Below are 16,967 nucleotides of genomic sequence, written 5' to 3'. Positions count from 1 at the left end.
TTGAATTCAGACTTGCTTCTAAACTTTGTTTTTCCGCCGAATAGCTTACTGTTGCCATTACTAATAAAGCTGATAGCAAAAGCATTTTCTTTTTCATATATTTCCTCCTCATTTTTTAATTACATAGAAAAATATTCTACTTTAATTAATTTGTTGTTTGTAAGAGATAAATAAACTTATTTATATGATATTTATTATATATCTCTTTGAATTTTATTTGTTTGTACATTATATCATATTTTTTTCTTTGTGTCTTCTATTTTTTCTAATTTTTCCTATTTTTTATGACTGTACAAATAAATATTTCACTTATTTTTTTTAATTCTTTTTTATTATTAATGAAATAAGTAATAATCGTAAGTAAAAATATAGAAAAAAGACTATATCAAAAAATTATGAATTAATACAAGGGGATGTCTCAAAAAGAAAATGAAAAAATGTAGTTTTTTTATATTATATTTAAGTTTTACTATTTTGAGACAATCCCTGTATTTTACCTTTTGAGATAGCCTTATTTTTTTGATTATTATTTTATTAGTAAATTGCCCTGAATCCTATTCCACCTCTTACATTGTGGCCTTTTGTGTCGTATCCGGCGTTTACTGTTACTCCAAATCTTGTGTTGTCAATTCCAATATTAAGGTCAAATTTCCCGTTTCCTCTTCTATCTTCCTTTTCTCCTCTTATTCCAAATTTTTCAGCATCTGTAAATCTTACTTTTGCACTGTTATTTACATCTCCTACTTTTCCAAGTTCGTTTTCATATGCTGCTGACACTCCTACTGATAATTGTGTCTTTACTGCTAAAGGCTGTACATATTTAAATTCCAGTCCAACTTCAGGTTTTACCGAGAAGTAGTCGTTTCCTTCAACCTCCAGTCTTATTTCTCCATCATCTTCCCTTATATCATTAAATCTTCCATATTCCAGCTTCAATGATCCATAAGGTCTTAAATGTGTTCTTTCGCTCATTCTTATGTCATAACCTAAATCCGTCTTAAATGCCGCTCCATATGATGTATAATCTGATTTGGCATTAAATACTTCATCTACCACCAGGAATTTACGTTTCATTTCATTTCTTCCTACAAATACATCCCCTGCAACTGTCCATCTTAATGAACCGTTATGGTCTGTCATTGGTGACATTGTTTTAAAGATTCCTGCCTTTAACATAGTCTGATTTTCTTTTGATTTTCCTATATCCTTAAACTTGAATCTGTTTGTCACTGCTCCGGCATACCATCCTGAGCTGTTTCCTAACTTAACAGTCTCATTTTCATGAACGTAAGCTACTCCGTAAGCATCACTTGTATAATCTATTATTCCTGCTGTATCTGTTTTGTATTCGTTTTTCATTCCGAATACTTTGATTTTGTTATTATCTTTTGTTGGATTTCTCCATTCATTTTTAAGATATTTAAACTCTTTATCAAGCATATTTCCTGTTTCGTTGATTCTCTGCTGTACATTTGCATACTGGTGTCCCATCATTTCATCTATTGCTTGTACAAATAACTTTTGTTCAATCTTGTTAAGTCCTAGTTTATTTATCTTTTTAAACAATTCTCTTTCTCTTGTTCCTTCTTTTTCAACCCCATATCTTTGTTCCAAGCCATCCATAAAATTATAGGTGTCTTTTTCTTTTGCAAATGTTGTATAAGGTCTTTTGGATAAATACAATCTTGCTATTGTCAAATCAACATTTTGAGTAGCTGTTGCTATCCAAGTTAAATTACTTGAATTCATTAAAAATTCAACTTTTCCACCTCTTGCTGAACTTACATCCCTTATTACATCATTATATGGCTTTAATATATTTTGTCCTATCTCAATATCTTTTTCAGTTGTGTACTCAGAGGCTTCAGTTCCAAATATCAAATTCACTGCTTTCAAGTTTGTTAATTTATCCAAACCTTGAATAGGATTTGTGTAGTTTATTCCTGATGTATCCACATACATCCCTATTTCTGAACCTCTTGACATATTTGGCATGCTTGAAAGTCTGCTACTTAAATCCAAAGTTGTATCTCCTACTGTTAGTTTTGTTGCAGTTGGAGAAGCTATATTTGTATCAATAGCAATTGGTTTTACGGCTGTTCCATTTCTAATAACAGTTGCTGTTGATGAGCCACCACTAGGAACTATTTCTACTTTTATTTCAATTCCTTTTGCTCTTTTTGTCGTATTACTTTGACTTGCTGTATCTGTTTCTTTTGAATTATCTCCAGATACAGTTATAGTTCCTCCTTGATTGTCATAATTTTGTGTATTAACATAATAGTATCCTGTGGCATTTGGAGAATCTATAATAATTTGACCATAATTCTTAAATATAGATCCATTTAATGCAACTACTCCCTTTATTCCATCATTTGTTGCATTAGGGACACTTTTTATTGTTCCGTAATTTTCACCTGTTGCACCTTGATCTAAATACATTCCAACAGTGTTTTTTCCACTTAGATTAATTGTTCCATAATTTTTTGCAGTAGAACCATTACCAACAGCATACATTCCTATACTTTCACTTTTTAATACATCTATTGTTCCATAATTCACGATATTTCCTGTATTTTTTAATATCTTATTCTCTTCATCATAATATCCAGCAGCCATTCCTATTCCATAAAATTTGTTTGTACTGTCTGTTCCATTCACGATTATTCTTGGTCTTATTCCTAGTCCTGTATCACCATTTACTGCTGTTCCACCTGTACTATATATTCCAACATTTCCTATTCCTGAAGCAAAATTAATGTCAGCTAAATTTTTTATATTTCCTGCTGAATACAATCCATAATTTCCACTTCCTGTTGATACTAATTGTGTACGGTTTGTCATTGTTCCAGTTTTGTCTGAATAAGCAAATACAGAATCATTTCCTAATGTAACTGTACCATTATTAGCTATTAAATTATGTCCTACCCCCTTTATTACAAATCCATAAGAGGCATCTCCTATTGTCATAGAATTTGTACTTGTTATAGTTTGATTCGTTCCTGCTGTAAATACTCCTACTGCTTTATTTGCACCAACTGTTAATGTTCCAGCTGTCAGTGAAACATTTCCTCCTTGCGAAAAAATTCCTATACCATTATTGCCAACTGATATATTTCCATTTGTATGATTTACTCCATAACCATATAGGGCTATTGAATTATCTCCAACTAATATACTTCCTGTATTTGTAATGTTATTTACTGTTTTTACATATATTCCTACATTACCCTTAGCTAAAATACTTGCATTCCCTAATGTTATATTTCCATTATTAATTACATCAGTATTATTATCTGCAACTATTCCAAATTCAGCTGCATTAGAAGTTCCTACTATGTTACCTGTATTTGTAAAGTTTCCTCCACCATTAGCGAAAATTCCGACCATACCTGCTGTTGTATTTGTACTGTTATCTAAATTAATATTTAGATTATTAGTTGCATTTGCCCCGGAATATAAAGTAGCTATTCCACTTCCTGCTGTACTTCCAGAATATTTATAATTTAATATTTTCGCATTTCCTACTGTTGAGCTTCCTTTTGTATAAATTCCTACTCCATTATCACCAGTTTCTATACCATAGTCAGTATTTAAAGTTACATTACTGTCTTCTGCATATATTCCAAAACCATTTGTTCCAACTTTTATATCTGAATTTCCTGTACCACTTACATTAATTAATCCACCAACTCCAGAGCTGCTCTTCAATACAATTCCAACACTATTATCCCCTAAAGCTAATGATTTATTATTAGTTATAGTAACATCTGATTGAGCTACACCATTATTATTTTCTGCATAGATAGCGGTTGAATTTGCTCCTGCAATATTTATTGTACCTTCATTTACAATTTCAACTTTTCCATTTCCATAAGTTATAGCTGGTGTAGAATTTCCTTTTCCTAAGCCTGCTACTCCTGTACCACTTCCTGTAACTGTAACTGTTCCTTTATTTACAATCTTACTTCCATTAGTACCATAAAGTCCAGCACCATTATCAACTTTTACAAGACCTGTTGTATCATTTAAAATTTGTCCATAACTAACATTTATTCCAGCTACACCTGATGATGATGTCCCACCTGTTATATCGACAGTTCCTTTATTTATGTACCCAGATTCTAAGTTATTTGCTGCTCCTGCATTAGAACCCATAGAAAGTCCTTTGCCATTACCTGTAACTGTTTTTCCAGAATTTATTGTAACTAATTCTCTTTCCATTAGGATACCGTTGAATTTATCAGAAGTATCTGTTAAATCCACATTGCTATCAATAGTTAATTTCCCTTCTACTAATGTAGTTTTAAATGATTTTCCATTTGTATTTAAAGCTCCAAATTTAGGTATTGCTAAAAGTCCATTGGTAAATGTCGTTAAACCACTATTCCCTGCCCAAGTAAGATCTAGATTTTTAAATATTCCCAGATTTACCCCGTCTTTCATTAATTTAACTTTTACATTACTCATTCCTTGATATTTGTTAGTTCCACCAGTTCCAATTGTGTAATCACTATCTTCACCAGAAACAAGAATTCCATCATACATTTCTATATTTGTAGCAGCTCCATTTTTAAAGATAATTTTTCCACTATTTTCTACATGGAAAGGTGTTACAGCATCATGGTCATTTTGGGATAATCCTCTTGCTAAACTATTATCTTTATTTACAATAGTTCCTCCATTGAATTCTACTATTCCTCCATTAGTAGCAAACAATCCTCCTCCTGTACCTGTGTTGACAATATTATCTGTTCCATTCAAATAAACTTTTGCGTTTACTCCATCTGCTAATGCAGCCAATCCATTGATAGTTGCATTTCCTTCAACAGTTATTGTTCCTCCATTTTTAGTATAGGCTCCTATATTTTGATATTTTTCACTAAGTGTTATTACATTCTCATCTTGTGCTTTAATATTAGAACTTATATCCACTGTTCCTGCTTCTGCATAGGCAAGAACTGATTTATATCCTCTTGCTTCTGCATCTTTTTTCACAGTTATTTTTCCACCATCTTTTGCAAAAAAAGCTACTCCTTCTTTACTAACCATATGTAATTTTTTATCAACTATGATTTCTGTTGGTTTATTTTCTAAATCAGTTCCTGTTAATTCTGTTAATCCTGTCCCGTTAGCAGTCCATTTTCCTTCAGCATAGGTTATAATAGTTTTCGTTCCCGTATCTGCTTCCACTGTACTTATTCCATTTATTCCATCAGAAAAATCACTTTGTGTTCCTTCTTGTATATCAATGACTGTTCCATTTTTTGCTAAAAACATAAATCCATTTTTTGCATACTTTCCAAAAGTAATATTAAATTTATCAAAGTTTAAATTATGAATAGGATCTTTTTCAAGGAAGTTAAGATAAGGTTTAGTTGTACTTCCATCAATAGCATTATATCTTACACTACTTTTTGCTAAACTGTTATAATCTACTCCTTGTCTTTGTCCGGAGATAGCATATACCCCAACATTTCCATCCACTGTTGTAGATGTATACCCAACTTTATTTAGTCTTCCTGCTTCTTTTTGCACTGCACTTGAATCAAAATCTAATTTACTTCCTATATCAAAATATAACTCAAAATATCCTTGATGTATTCCTTTATTATGTGCGATATTATCATTTTTTGTGTTAAAGAATATTCCAACATTTTCATCTCCATAAAATTTCATCGGTTTATCTGCTGATAATTTTATATAAGGTATATACTTATCTAAACTTCCTTCTCCTTGGTTTCCTCCATTTACATAATTTGGATATTCCCCAGCAATATATTTTGATTTATCAGGAACCCAAGTTAAAACTGAAAATCCTATATTGGATGCTCCATCAAAAACTATTTCTCCTTTATTTTCAATTCTTAATCCTCCAGCATAATTCTTCATAGCATAAATAGTATTGTCCTTTGTTCCAACACGGATATTAGTATTTCCTGTAAGCGATGTTGAAAATTTCCCACCACTAAAATATTTAGAATCTTGGTACGCACCATCACCTTTACCTTGTATATTAAAAACTGTGTTATTATCTTCTAATATATTTACAGTTACATCTTCCATTTTTACACTTCCACCTCTAAATGCTTCTGCATTAATGAAGGCAGCTCTATTATATAAATTAACTGTTACATTTTTTATATCAACATCTCCTACTACATGGAATGCTGCAGTTCCAGTTCCTTTTCCACTTACAAAACCAACCCCCTGAGCAGTCGGTGTATTATCTCTACCTCTAACATAGTATGTTCCACCTGTTATTTTATTTCCAGGTCTTCCTGACCACCTACCATCATATGAGTTAATTATAGTTTGATGTCTTTTATCATAATCTCTACTTGAAACAAAATTTGTAGCATTATAAACTGTTGTATCCTGTGAAGCTCCTGAAAATCCAGAACCTTCAAATGCTGTCCCATCTGGTTTTACTCCTGACCAAAATACTCCTCCAGTAATATCGATATTCTGCATCATTGGACGACGTGCTTCTTTCCATACAGGTCTACTTTCATCATTAATCTGAGCTGCCGCTATTGATACTCCCTCTAACCATCCCCAAAAAAAATCTGAAAATGGACTTGCATTTGGATTTACTATACTAATATCCATATCTGGTGCTTTCACACTTGATATTTCTATGGCTTTTGGTGAGTTCAATGTTAAACCCAGTGCTCGTGAATTAGGTGCTGTTACTGTTGGCAACTGTAACTTAGGTGGTTCTTTATCTATTAAATTCGGTCTTATAGCTGCATTTACTATTATTTTAGATTTTTCTTCTTCTTCTATTAATAAGTCTGTTAATTCATATTTTACACTTGAACTTGGAGCCTCACTTGCAGGATATAAAAATCTTTTCATTGTGTTGTCTCTTTGAAAATTATAAATTTCAGATTTTTTATCTCCTCTTCCTTTATAAGTTCCTCCCCATTTGTTGAAAAATCCGTTAGTCCCAAATTGCCAGCTGCTCCAAGGAGCTTTTACAACATGGTCTCCCTGTTCCATAAGCTTAACAAGTTCAAAATTTGACTTCTTTATCAGTTTATCATTTTCTTTTCTTGCTTCCTTTAACAAAACATTAAAGTCTTTTATATCTGTGGAAAGTATCTGTTTCTGATTTCCAATATTCCCGTCTTTTTCAGCTGAAAAAAGATTACCGGAAACACTTACTGCACCTGTAATTAAAAATGTAATCAATGCTGAATCTGTATATTTAAATCCCTTACATTTCTTTGCAAATGCACATAAACCCTTTCTTATTCCTCTTAAATTGTTTGTCATCTTCAATTTCTCTCCTTTTCATAGACCTTAGAATATTTAAACTTATATAACTTAAGTGGCTATGATAACTACTTTTCCTACTGTTACCTTCATATTATGTACTAAATATAATTTTAAAGTTTCCTTAGTTTAGTCATTTAATTCCGTTATAATTATATCTCAAAAATGAAATTTTTTCAATCTTTTCATTAAAAAAAAAATTAACTCTTTTCTTTGAAAACACTTAGACATCGCAACAAAGGTACGGTACAGAAATTTTTGAAATTGAAAATAATTAGGCTCTTTGTCAGAAGCGGGAGTGAAAAAAACAAAAAAAATCCAATAATCTCAAATAGCTTATAAAGCTTTATATTTAAAGATTACTGGATTTTCCTATTTTTATTTCTAATATGTATGTTCTGCTTTTATTTTCTATTATTCACTCAATATTTTTCCCAATCTCAAATCTGTTCTCATTCTCTGAATTACATTATCCATTTCTTCAAGCTTTGAAAGTATTTTTTTCTCTTCCTCACTTGTTTCAATAATTTTAGCAATTCCACCATTTTTTATTATAATACGTTTATTTGCAATCAGTGCAAGTGTAGGATCATGAGTTGCCATAAGAACTATCTTGTCAGATGAAACAAGCAGATCAAGTGCTTTTTTCCTGTCAATTCCTGCATTTTCTATTTCATCTATCAGAACGATAGGCGAAGAACTCAATATAGCCGTATCAGCTATCATTAGTGCCCTCGACTGACCACCACTTAGTGCTGTCACAGGTGTATCAAGCCTGAACTGCTCTCCTGCCAGATTATTTGCTTCTGCTATTATTTTAGCTGTAACTTCCTCTATATTTTCAATCATTCTACTTTTTGCATGCAGTTCCAGAAATTCCTTTACTGACAAATCCATAACAAAGTTCATATTCTGTGACAGCTGGGCAACTAATTTATTATTTGAGGAAAAACGCCATTTTTTATCAGGAAGTTCTCCATTTATAAGTATTTCCCTCTTTGTAGGAGTGTCCCTCTGTGCTGTCCATTCAATATCTGCAAGTAATCTTGATTTTCCTGATCCTGTAGGCCCTACTATTGAAATTATTTCCGACTTGTTTATGTCAAGCCTGTCAAATCCTTCAGGATTTCCTGACTTGTCATGTCCTGCAAGTATTGTCAATACTTCTACACCTTTCTCCTCTTCCATTCCAAGAAAAGCCTTCATTTGTTCTATATATTCTGAAAGCCCTCTTTTCAGAAGCTCCTTATCAAGAGCCATATCTTCAATTTCTTCTTCAGTAAATTTATCCAGAAATTCAGCAAAAGTTTTACCTTCATACCCTGCCACTTCTATTGCATTTTCACTGAAAAAAGCTTCTGCAAAAGGATATTTAGTCAAAAGTTCTTCTATTTTCATACCTTCTATTAAATTCTTATTCATTACTGTTACCACCTAAATTCATTTTTCTGACATTTCCCATCTGATATTTTTCTCCGATTCTTGTTTCTCCTAAGCAATATGAACATAATGCTGAAGGCATAGGAAATCTAAGCTGTTTTCCCTGAACTGTATCAATTTCCTTTTCCTTTTCATAAAGAAGTGTACTCAGCTCATATGCTCCCTGTCCTGTAAGTCCGTTCACATGCATTGTAACTGCTGTAGGATTTACTGAATTTACCCTTGAAGCAAATACTTCCCTTTCAGCCTGTGAAACTATATCCCCTTTAGTTATAATTACAATATCCGCAGACTTAAGCATCGGTCCTATTTTTTTAGGTGTATTTATCCCTGAAAGGTTGTCTATGACACATACTCCCTTTATTTCCTTAATATATGGCGAACATCTGTTACAAAGTCCTGCCGATTCAGTAATAAGCATTGAAAGTCCCAGACTTCTTCCCCACTGTACAACCTCTTCAATATTCGATACGAAAAAGTGGTCTGGACATAATGCTCCTGATAATCCTTTTTTCACAGGAATTCCTGCTTTTTCATATAATATATCATCATCTGTATAAAGACAGTCAAATTTTACAACTCCAACTGATATTCCCTGCTGTTTCAATGCATCAACAGTTTTTAGTATAACACTTGTCTTCCCTGATGATGGTGGTCCTGAAAACACTACTAAATTCATAATTTTTCCTTTCCGTTACTTCTTCTTTCACAATCTCTTTTATTTTAAATACGAAGTTATTTCTTCCCTGTTTATTATTCTATGTCCTATTTAGATTTATTTATATTCTATCTACATTCTATAATTCCATTATTGCATCATTAAATTCTTTTTCGCACTGTCTTACGAGGCCTCCAACATCGTTGTTATGGATAAAGTCCCAACCAATCCATTTAAATGTCTGGTTTTCATCCAGATGGTTATCAACATTAGGATTTGTTGAAGGGAATTTTCCGCTCGCTGAAAACAGTGTTCCAATTTTTTCTGACATGAAAAAGTCAATAAATGGCTTTATTTTATCCTGTTTTGCTTTTTTCGTAATCATAAATATTGGACTTAACAATGCTCCATCCTTAGGCCATACTGCCTGAAGGTCACTCGCCCCCATAAGCATCTGTGTAAAGAAATAAGGAATTATACTTACTGCCGGAGCATCCTTGCTTTTTCCTTTTGCCTTTACCATTTGTGCCGGGTGCAGATTCTTCTTATATGATCTTACCAGATTTTTAATTCCTTCTGAACCGAATTCCTTGTATATGTTTATAACAAGGGCATTGAATAAATCAAGGTCATTCATTGGCAATGCTACTGAATCTTCAAATTCCTCGCTTAAAATGTCAGCCCATGTTTCAGGCACCTTTCTATCTCCAAGAACCCCTTTATTTACAAGAAATACTGCAGGTACAACTCCCATTATTGCATATCTCTTTTTAGGATCCCTCAAATCAATCCTGTCATTACAGAAATCCTTGTTCATTTCATCAAGGTATGTTTCAAATATTCCCTCATCCATGAAATGTCCCATAAGATCCTTATCAAAAAACAGTTCAAATCCTGCTGAAAGAAGAACGTCAGACACTTTATCCGCATCTCCTGTCTTTACCTTGTCAACTACCCAGTCAAGTCCTAAGTTTGCTGACTGAAGTTCATATGCTATCTTATAGTCATTTTTTGCATTCTGGTCATCCACCCATTCCTTTATTCCTTCCAGTAAAGGTATTCTTATAGGGCAAGGCAGCACACCTTCTATTAAAATATCTCCTGTTGCATCCTTCTTGCTTTCTGCAAGGGAAATATCCATTGCACTGTCTTTTTCCAGAAATGCAACCAGTCTTTCTTCAAACAGTTCAGGATTTATCTTCTTTGATTTCAATGCCATATCTATTCTTATTGTTTTCCCCATTGTATCAAACATCTGCTTGTTCTTAAACTGTTCAAATCCATTTGCCACCAGGAAGTCCATCGCTTCAGGATATTTTTCCACCAGCTGGCTAAATGTATCGGTTAAGCTAAAAAATTTATTCATTATTTTCTCCTTCTGTTAATCTCTTTTTATAGTCATATTTTTCTTTTCTTATATTTTGATTGTTAAATTATATCATATAAATAGAAAAAATATGTAACCTCAGTTACAATTTTTCAATTTTTTTCATCTTATTTTTAAAATATAATTTTTTACAAAACAATCATTCCTTCAAGCCTTGAATTTTGTAGGCTGACTTTTATCAATTGACTTTATATTCCCTTTTTTGATATAATATAACAAACGTTATTATATATTTAGGAGAGGAATTCAATGTTAGGAAAATCTGTAAGAAATGTCTTATCTGAAATTATTCAGTGTATAGTTTCAAATATTTTCAGTCCGTTTATTCGGAAAAATCCTTTAACTGTTTTCATTAACGGTCATTTTGTGTACCTCGAAAATATATGTTCGATTTATAACCAGAATAAGAAAATTCTATCAAATAAAAGTGATGTATTTTTTCAGTTTCTTGACAGATATATTTCAAATATGGAATTTGACCTGTCTTTTCTTGAAAAAATGGACATCGAGCTTTTAATCAAAAAATTTGAACAGCTTTGTGCCAACAGTTATATTAATTTTATGACAAATGATATAAGAAAAAAGGTTATCGAAAGTTTTAAGAAATTTATAAATGGTATGATTTACATACATGCGTCATTTTCAAGCATTATGCTGAATTATACTTCTTTTTCATCAAATATACGGATTGTGAGGGCTCCTCCTGTTTATTGCAGTTTCATTTAACCCAATAAATAATAAAGAGAGGAAAAATAATATGAGAGAATTAAAAGGAATTAAAATAGGGAAACATTACATTGAAAAGCCCATTATACAAGGTGGAATGGGAGTAGGAATAAGCTGGGACCAGCTTGCAGGAAATGTATCTAAAAATGGGGGATTAGGAACAATAAGTGCAATATGTACGGGATATTACCAGAATATGAAGTTTGTTAAAAAAGAAGTGGATGGAAGACCGTTAGGAACTGAAAATGCTTACAGCAGGAAAGCCTTATTTGAAATTTTCAAAAATGCAAGACAGATATGTGGTGACAAACCTCTTGCCTGCAACATTCTTCATGCAATAAATGATTATGAAAGAGTTGTAAATGACGCTCTTGAAGCAGGTGCAAATATTATTGTTACAGGTGCCGGACTGCCTCTTGAACTTCCAAGGCTTACTGAAAATTATCCAGATGTTGAAATAGTGCCTATAGTTTCATCTGCAAGGGCATTAAAAATAATATGTAAAAAATGGAAGGCTGCCGGAAGAACTCCTGGAGCTGTTATTGTGGAAGGACCTAAAAGTGGAGGGCATCAAGGTGCAAAATATAACGAACTGTTTGCTCCTGAGCATCAGCTTGAAGCTATTTTACCTCCTATAAAGGAAGAAAGGGATAAATGGGGTGACTTTCCTATAATTGCAGCCGGAGGTATATGGGACAGAGAGGATATTGAAAAAATAATGGATTTAGGAGCTGATGCAGTTCAGCTGGGAACAAGATTCATTGGAACTCATGAATGTGATGCAAGTCCTGTATTTAAACAGGTTTTACTTGATTCAAAGGAAGAAGATATTGTTATTGTAAGTTCTCCGGTAGGATATCCTGGAAGGGCAGTAAAAACAAACTTGATAAAAACTTTAGAACCGGATACAAAAAAGATAAAATGTATCAGTAACTGTATTTTCCCTTGTAATAGGGGAGAAGGGGCAAGAAGAGTCGGTTACTGTATCGCAGACAGTCTTGGGGATGCATATCTTGGAAGACTGCAATCGGGACTCTTTTTCTCAGGTGCAAATGGATACAAGCTTAAGGAAATTGTCCATGTAAAAGACTTAATTGATGAACTTATGACTAATGAAAAATAAAAAAACGGAAACTATTTTCTAAATAAGAGTTATTATCTCAAACATAATAAAAATTATATTTATGTACTGCACCCAAAATCTTGGACTCAAGATTGGAGGTGCAGTATATTATTATTATTTTTTTATGAAGTTTTAAATGATTTTCTAAAAATTCTGGTATTACAATCATACCATAATCAATAAAAGCACATATTTCTCCTTTAGCTAAATAAATCCCTTCATTTCTTGCTAAAGCAACTCTATAGCCCTTATTACTATGATAACAATATTTAATATTTAATTTGTTCTCAAATTCTTTTACTATTGTTACAGCAGATTCATAACTTCCATCATCACAAATTATCACTTCATATTCATTATGATTTAACGACTGCTCTGACAACGATTTAAGAGATTTTTTTAGCAAATTATTTCTATTAAAAGTTGGTATAATTACTGAAATTTTTATTTTATTCATGGATATCACTCTCATATTCAACATATAAAACATTCTCTTCTAATTCACATTTATTAAATTTTAATTTTATTCTATTATTAATTCTATACTTTTCTTTTATATCTGAAATACTTCCTTCTTTAATTTCAACTGTTTCTATTTCTTTAGAATTTTTATTAATTATCTTTAAAAATATAGGTACTTGATAGTCTTTTCCATAATATTTAGTTTTTTTTGAAATTGTTGTTGAATCATGTGGAGAAATTTGATTAATAGTATCAAGATATCCTTTTGGTATATTTATTTTATTTATATTTCTTTCCTTTACCCAATACAGTTCTCCACCATCTTGATCATATAAGACAGAAGGAATATACTCTATATTGCAAATATATGGAATAATTAAAACTTTGTCCCCATTTATATTCAAAAACCAAGGTTCTAATTCTTTATTAACTATTATCTTTATACCTGATTCTTCTAAAAATTCTTTTTTCAATCTGTCTCTCAGATTAATATCATCTTTTTCTAATTTTCCACCTAGTAATTCATATTCATCTCTTTCATTTTTTCTTAACAGAAATGAATTATTCTTTTTAATAACACCCTTTACTGATACACTATTCATTATATCATCTCCTATTTATAAATATCATCTTTATATCTTTCTTTTAACAAAATACATATCAAATATTCATCACATCTCTCTTAGTTAAATACACTGAAAAACCTTTTTCTAAGTTCATACATCTTGGATTATTTCTGAAAAATTCATTAACTTCTTTAATTTACTTTTTTATAATTTTGTAACTTATCATTATTTTTTATCATAAATTAACATTTGAACATTTCTTGTATTTAATGTCTAAATTAGATATTCTTATACTATAATCAGTCTATCTTATAATATATTAAATATTAAATTTTATGTTTTTTAACTATATATTTTTCATAATTATTACTTATTACAATAAATTGTTATTTTTTTCATTACTATTTAACCCTATAAAAAAATATTTGTCAAACATATAGAAATTATCGTGTATATGATTTTATATATCTATAATAAATTTTTATATTATTTTCTAAAATATTTTGAAAATACATAATAAGAGAGCCTCTAATTGTTTCCAAAAGAATATTCATAACTACTATCATTCTAATACAACAGAAAAAACAGAAGATTTTCTATCAAGCAGAAAAGATATAGAATGTTAGATGAACAGTGAGACAAAATAAAGAATATTGAAAATTATTTTAGTTATAACTTGTGACATAGCTTTAATTATACTATAATATAGGAAATTATATGAGGTGATAAAATAAATGAGATATGTATATTTTTACAATACTGGAATAAAAGAATTAGGAATATTAGGAATTGGAGCAACTGAAGATAAAATAACAGATTTATTTTTTGAATATGAAATAGAAAATATTAAGAAAAGTAGCAATTATATTATAAAGGAAACTACTTTAATAAAAAAAGCCGCATCTCAGTTATTTGAGTATCTGAATGGAAAAAGAAGGGATTTCAATCTGCCTTTATTAAAAGAAGGTACTGATTTTCAGATTTCTGTCTGGAATGAGCTTTTAAAAATTCCTTATGGAGAAACCCGTTCATATAAGGATATTGCCATTGCAATCAATAATGAAAAGGCTGTAAGGGCTGTAGGTATGGCAAATAACAGAAATAAAATTCCTATTTTCATTCCATGCCATAGGGTTATAGGAAGTAACAAAAAACTTGTAGGATATGGTGGCGGACTTGAAATAAAAGAATTTCTTCTTAATCTTGAAAAAAGGAATAGTCTTAAAAAAATTGAAAAATAATGTGAAAAACTATATTTTTGGATTATCTAGAATTTTACAATGTAAAACAGGAAATGAATTTAGGAAAAGTCATCTGTCTGAGCCTTTAGGCAAGTTTTTGACTTTTCCTTAATGAATGACTGTTTTATATGAGTAAAATTTTAGCAAATGAAAAAATATAGTTTTTTCATATATTATATTTATATTTTTGAGCCAGTCCCTTTTTATAATCTTTCTATTTTAAATATTCCAATATTTCTTTCTTATATTTCAGAAACTTTTCTGACAGCTGTAATTCTTCATTATCTCCACATCTGTCTATATCAACCTCTATTTCTGCCGTTATTTTCCCTGGACTTCCCGACAGTATATAAATTCTGTCTGACAGAATTATGGCTTCATCTATATCATGAGTTATAAACAGTGTGGACATTTTTATCTGTTTCATTATGTCAAGATACCAGAGATGCATTTTATGTTTTGTTATGGCATCCAGGGCACTAAAAGGCTCATCCAGCAATGCTGTTTCATTTGAAAATAAGTATGTCCTTAAAAGTGCAGCCCTCTGCCTCATTCCACCTGAAAGCTGATTCGGATATTTTTTTTCTGTTCCTTCCAGTCCAAACTGGGTAAAGTATTTTTCTGCCTTTTCCCTTGCAGCTTTCTTTTTTTCGCCTTTTATTACAAGGGGAAGGGAAACATTGTCTATTACCGTTTTAAATGGTAAAAGTAAATCCTTCTGAAGCATATAGCTTATATTTCCTGATTTTCCTGTAATGTCGGTACCATTCATTTCAACTGTTCCTTCACTTGGAGAAATCAGCCCTGCAATAACATTGAAAAGAGTAGTTTTCCCAACTCCACTCAATCCCAGAATACATACAAGCTCATTTTCATGAAGCCTGACAGATATATCCTCTATTATTTTCTTATCTTCAAACTTTACAGAAACATTCTTAGTCTCCAGTTTCAGCTTCCGATTATCTTTTGTAATTGATGTTGTCATTTTTTAATACTGCCTTTCACTTTAAATAACTTTTCCAGCTGAAAATCCTATTTCAGATAGTCATTTGAAAATCCATATCCTTTAGGTATTTCTTTTTTAATCAGACTATTTTTAAATAGCCACTCATAAAATAAATCCCAACGGCTCTGGTCTATTACTCCCCATTCTGCCACATCTGCCTTGTATTTTGAAGCAAGCCATTTCTGACTTTCTGTAACAAGTTCCAGTTTCAGTTCCGGAGCATTTTTCACTAATATTTTTGCCGCTTCTTCCGGATTTGCAATAGCATATTCATATCCTTTTTTTATTGCTCTTAAAACTTTTTTTGCTTCTTCCGGATTTTTCTTTAAATAATCGTTATTTGCAATTATAACCGGACTATAATAATCAAGTTCTTTTCCATAATCAGCAAAATTCAGGAAATTTGTCTGTAATCCTGCAAGCTCTGTTGCAACTCCGTCCCACGCATAATATACCCACACAGCATCTATATCTGTCTTAAGTGCTGTAACTACATCTGTTACTGTATTTGGGATCATTTTTACTTTACCAAAGTCTCCACCGTCATCTGTTATAATTTTTTTCAATATTGCTTTTTCTATTTCATCATCCCATGTGGCATATTTATGGCCTTCCAGTTTTTTCGGGCTGTCTATCCCCTTATCCTTTAAAGATATTATCCCTGAAGTATTATGCTGTATAATTGCCGCAACTGCTGTTACAGGTACAGGACTGTCATTTGAGAAGGATTTTGCCAATGTATCCTGAAAACTTATTCCAAACTGGGCACCTCCAGCTCCTATCAATGCAGTTGTACTTCCTTCAGGTGGCTGAACTATTTCCACATTTTCCAGCCCTTCTTCCTTAAAATATCCCAGTTCCTTCGCAACAAATAATCCTGTATGATTAGTGTTTGGAGTCCAGTCAAGCACTATACTTATTTTCTTTGAAGGACTTTCACCACTTTTCTTTTCGCCATTTCCACCTGTGTCTGAACTGCTATTTTTCCCACATGACACAGCAAATATTCCCAAAAGGCAAAATAGCATAATTTTTACAATCTTTTTCATTTGTTCCACTCCTTCTTATATTATTTAT

Annotated in this window: 11 protein-coding genes; 3 read left to right on the top strand and 8 right to left on the bottom strand. The window is 31.5% G+C overall.

Features of this window, described 5'->3' with window-relative positions:
* Nucleotides 1–534: 534 nt before the first annotated feature.
* The 4 genes from HMPREF1984_RS05615 to HMPREF1984_RS05600 all read right to left on the bottom strand — a co-directional run bounded on the left by HMPREF1984_RS05615 (nucleotide 535) and on the right by HMPREF1984_RS05600 (nucleotide 10,745).
* A complete protein-coding gene (locus HMPREF1984_RS05615) occupies nucleotides 535–7,281 on the bottom strand; it encodes an autotransporter-associated N-terminal domain-containing protein (RefSeq protein WP_021766956.1) in 6,747 nt (2,248 codons plus the stop codon).
* Nucleotides 7,282–7,695: 414 nt separating this feature from the next.
* Nucleotides 7,696–8,487 carry an ATP-binding cassette domain-containing protein gene (locus HMPREF1984_RS05610; RefSeq protein ID WP_369750550.1) on the bottom strand — a complete coding sequence of 264 codons (792 nt, stop codon included), beginning with the start codon at nucleotides 8,485–8,487 and terminating at the stop codon, nucleotides 7,696–7,698.
* A 208-nt stretch (nucleotides 8,488–8,695) separates the two neighbouring features.
* A complete protein-coding gene (locus tag HMPREF1984_RS05605) occupies nucleotides 8,696–9,400 on the bottom strand; it encodes a GTP-binding protein (RefSeq protein WP_021766954.1) in 705 nt (234 codons plus the stop codon).
* A 118-nt stretch (nucleotides 9,401–9,518) separates the two neighbouring features.
* Nucleotides 9,519–10,745 carry an ABC transporter substrate-binding protein gene (locus HMPREF1984_RS05600; protein ID WP_021766953.1) on the bottom strand — a complete coding sequence of 409 codons (1,227 nt, stop codon included), beginning with the start codon at nucleotides 10,743–10,745 and terminating at the stop codon, nucleotides 9,519–9,521.
* Between the two features lie 270 nt (nucleotides 10,746–11,015).
* Here HMPREF1984_RS05600 and HMPREF1984_RS05595 point away from each other — a divergent pair, with 270 nt between their 5' ends.
* Entirely contained in the window at nucleotides 11,016–11,492 is a 477-nt protein-coding gene (locus tag HMPREF1984_RS05595) for a hypothetical protein (protein WP_021766952.1), read from the top strand.
* A gap of 31 nt (nucleotides 11,493–11,523) precedes the next feature.
* Nucleotides 11,524–12,615: a nitronate monooxygenase gene (locus HMPREF1984_RS05590; RefSeq protein ID WP_021766951.1), complete on the top strand. Its 1,092-nt coding sequence runs from the start codon at nucleotides 11,524–11,526 to the stop codon at nucleotides 12,613–12,615.
* 37 nt (nucleotides 12,616–12,652) lie between these two features.
* Here HMPREF1984_RS05590 and HMPREF1984_RS05585 read toward each other — a convergent pair whose 3' ends face one another.
* Both HMPREF1984_RS05585 and HMPREF1984_RS10930 read right to left on the bottom strand, forming a co-directional pair.
* Nucleotides 12,653–13,072: a glycosyltransferase gene (locus HMPREF1984_RS05585; RefSeq protein ID WP_021766950.1), complete on the bottom strand. Its 420-nt coding sequence runs from the start codon at nucleotides 13,070–13,072 to the stop codon at nucleotides 12,653–12,655.
* Complete coding sequence (locus HMPREF1984_RS10930) at nucleotides 13,065–13,679, bottom strand: hypothetical protein (RefSeq protein ID WP_021766949.1); 615 nt, start codon at nucleotides 13,677–13,679, stop codon at nucleotides 13,065–13,067. The genes HMPREF1984_RS05585 and HMPREF1984_RS10930 overlap by 8 nt, the downstream gene beginning before the upstream one ends.
* 698 nt (nucleotides 13,680–14,377) lie before the next feature.
* Here HMPREF1984_RS10930 and HMPREF1984_RS05575 point away from each other — a divergent pair.
* Nucleotides 14,378–14,884, top strand: coding sequence for a methylated-DNA--[protein]-cysteine S-methyltransferase (locus HMPREF1984_RS05575; protein WP_021766948.1), 507 nt, complete (start codon nucleotides 14,378–14,380; stop codon nucleotides 14,882–14,884).
* A 214-nt stretch (nucleotides 14,885–15,098) separates the two neighbouring features.
* Here the strand turns inward: HMPREF1984_RS05575 and HMPREF1984_RS05570 are convergent, their stop codons facing one another.
* The gene (locus HMPREF1984_RS05570; RefSeq protein ID WP_021766947.1) at nucleotides 15,099–15,869 is read right to left on the bottom strand and encodes an ABC transporter ATP-binding protein; all 771 of its coding nucleotides are present in this window, start codon (nucleotides 15,867–15,869) and stop codon (nucleotides 15,099–15,101) included.
* A 47-nt stretch (nucleotides 15,870–15,916) separates the two neighbouring features.
* Nucleotides 15,917–16,939 carry an ABC transporter substrate-binding protein gene (locus HMPREF1984_RS05565; protein WP_036099930.1) on the bottom strand — a complete coding sequence of 341 codons (1,023 nt, stop codon included), beginning with the start codon at nucleotides 16,937–16,939 and terminating at the stop codon, nucleotides 15,917–15,919.
* Nucleotides 16,940–16,967 lie beyond the last annotated feature (28 nt).

Origin of the sequence: Leptotrichia sp. oral taxon 215 str. W9775 (assembly GCF_000469505.1) — a bacterium.
In the GTDB taxonomy this organism is placed as follows: Bacteria; Fusobacteriota; Fusobacteriia; order Fusobacteriales; family Leptotrichiaceae; genus Leptotrichia_A.
Note: the sequence above shows the minus strand (reverse complement) of the source record. Positions and strands in the feature narration are given on the sequence as shown.

Excerpts from the sequence above, each read along its gene's own strand:
- HMPREF1984_RS05575 (WP_021766948.1), top strand. The coding sequence starts at position 14,378 with ATGAGATATGTATATTTTTACAATACTGGAATAAAAGAATTAGGAATA.
- HMPREF1984_RS05570 (WP_021766947.1), bottom strand. The coding sequence starts at position 15,869 with ATGACAACATCAATTACAAAAGATAATCGGAAGCTGAAACTGGAGACT.
- HMPREF1984_RS05595 (WP_021766952.1), top strand. The coding sequence starts at position 11,016 with ATGTTAGGAAAATCTGTAAGAAATGTCTTATCTGAAATTATTCAGTGT.
- HMPREF1984_RS05565 (WP_036099930.1), bottom strand. The coding sequence starts at position 16,939 with ATGAAAAAGATTGTAAAAATTATGCTATTTTGCCTTTTGGGAATATTT.
- HMPREF1984_RS05590 (WP_021766951.1), top strand. The coding sequence starts at position 11,524 with ATGAGAGAATTAAAAGGAATTAAAATAGGGAAACATTACATTGAAAAG.
- HMPREF1984_RS05610 (WP_369750550.1), bottom strand. The coding sequence starts at position 8,487 with ATGAAGGCTTTTCTTGGAATGGAAGAGGAGAAAGGTGTAGAAGTATTG.
- HMPREF1984_RS05585 (WP_021766950.1), bottom strand. The coding sequence starts at position 13,072 with ATGAATAAAATAAAAATTTCAGTAATTATACCAACTTTTAATAGAAAT.
- HMPREF1984_RS05605 (WP_021766954.1), bottom strand. The coding sequence starts at position 9,400 with ATGAATTTAGTAGTGTTTTCAGGACCACCATCATCAGGGAAGACAAGT.
- HMPREF1984_RS05600 (WP_021766953.1), bottom strand. The coding sequence starts at position 10,745 with ATGAATAAATTTTTTAGCTTAACCGATACATTTAGCCAGCTGGTGGAA.
- HMPREF1984_RS05615 (WP_021766956.1), bottom strand. The coding sequence starts at position 7,281 with ATGACAAACAATTTAAGAGGAATAAGAAAGGGTTTATGTGCATTTGCA.
- HMPREF1984_RS10930 (WP_021766949.1), bottom strand. The coding sequence starts at position 13,679 with ATGAATAGTGTATCAGTAAAGGGTGTTATTAAAAAGAATAATTCATTT.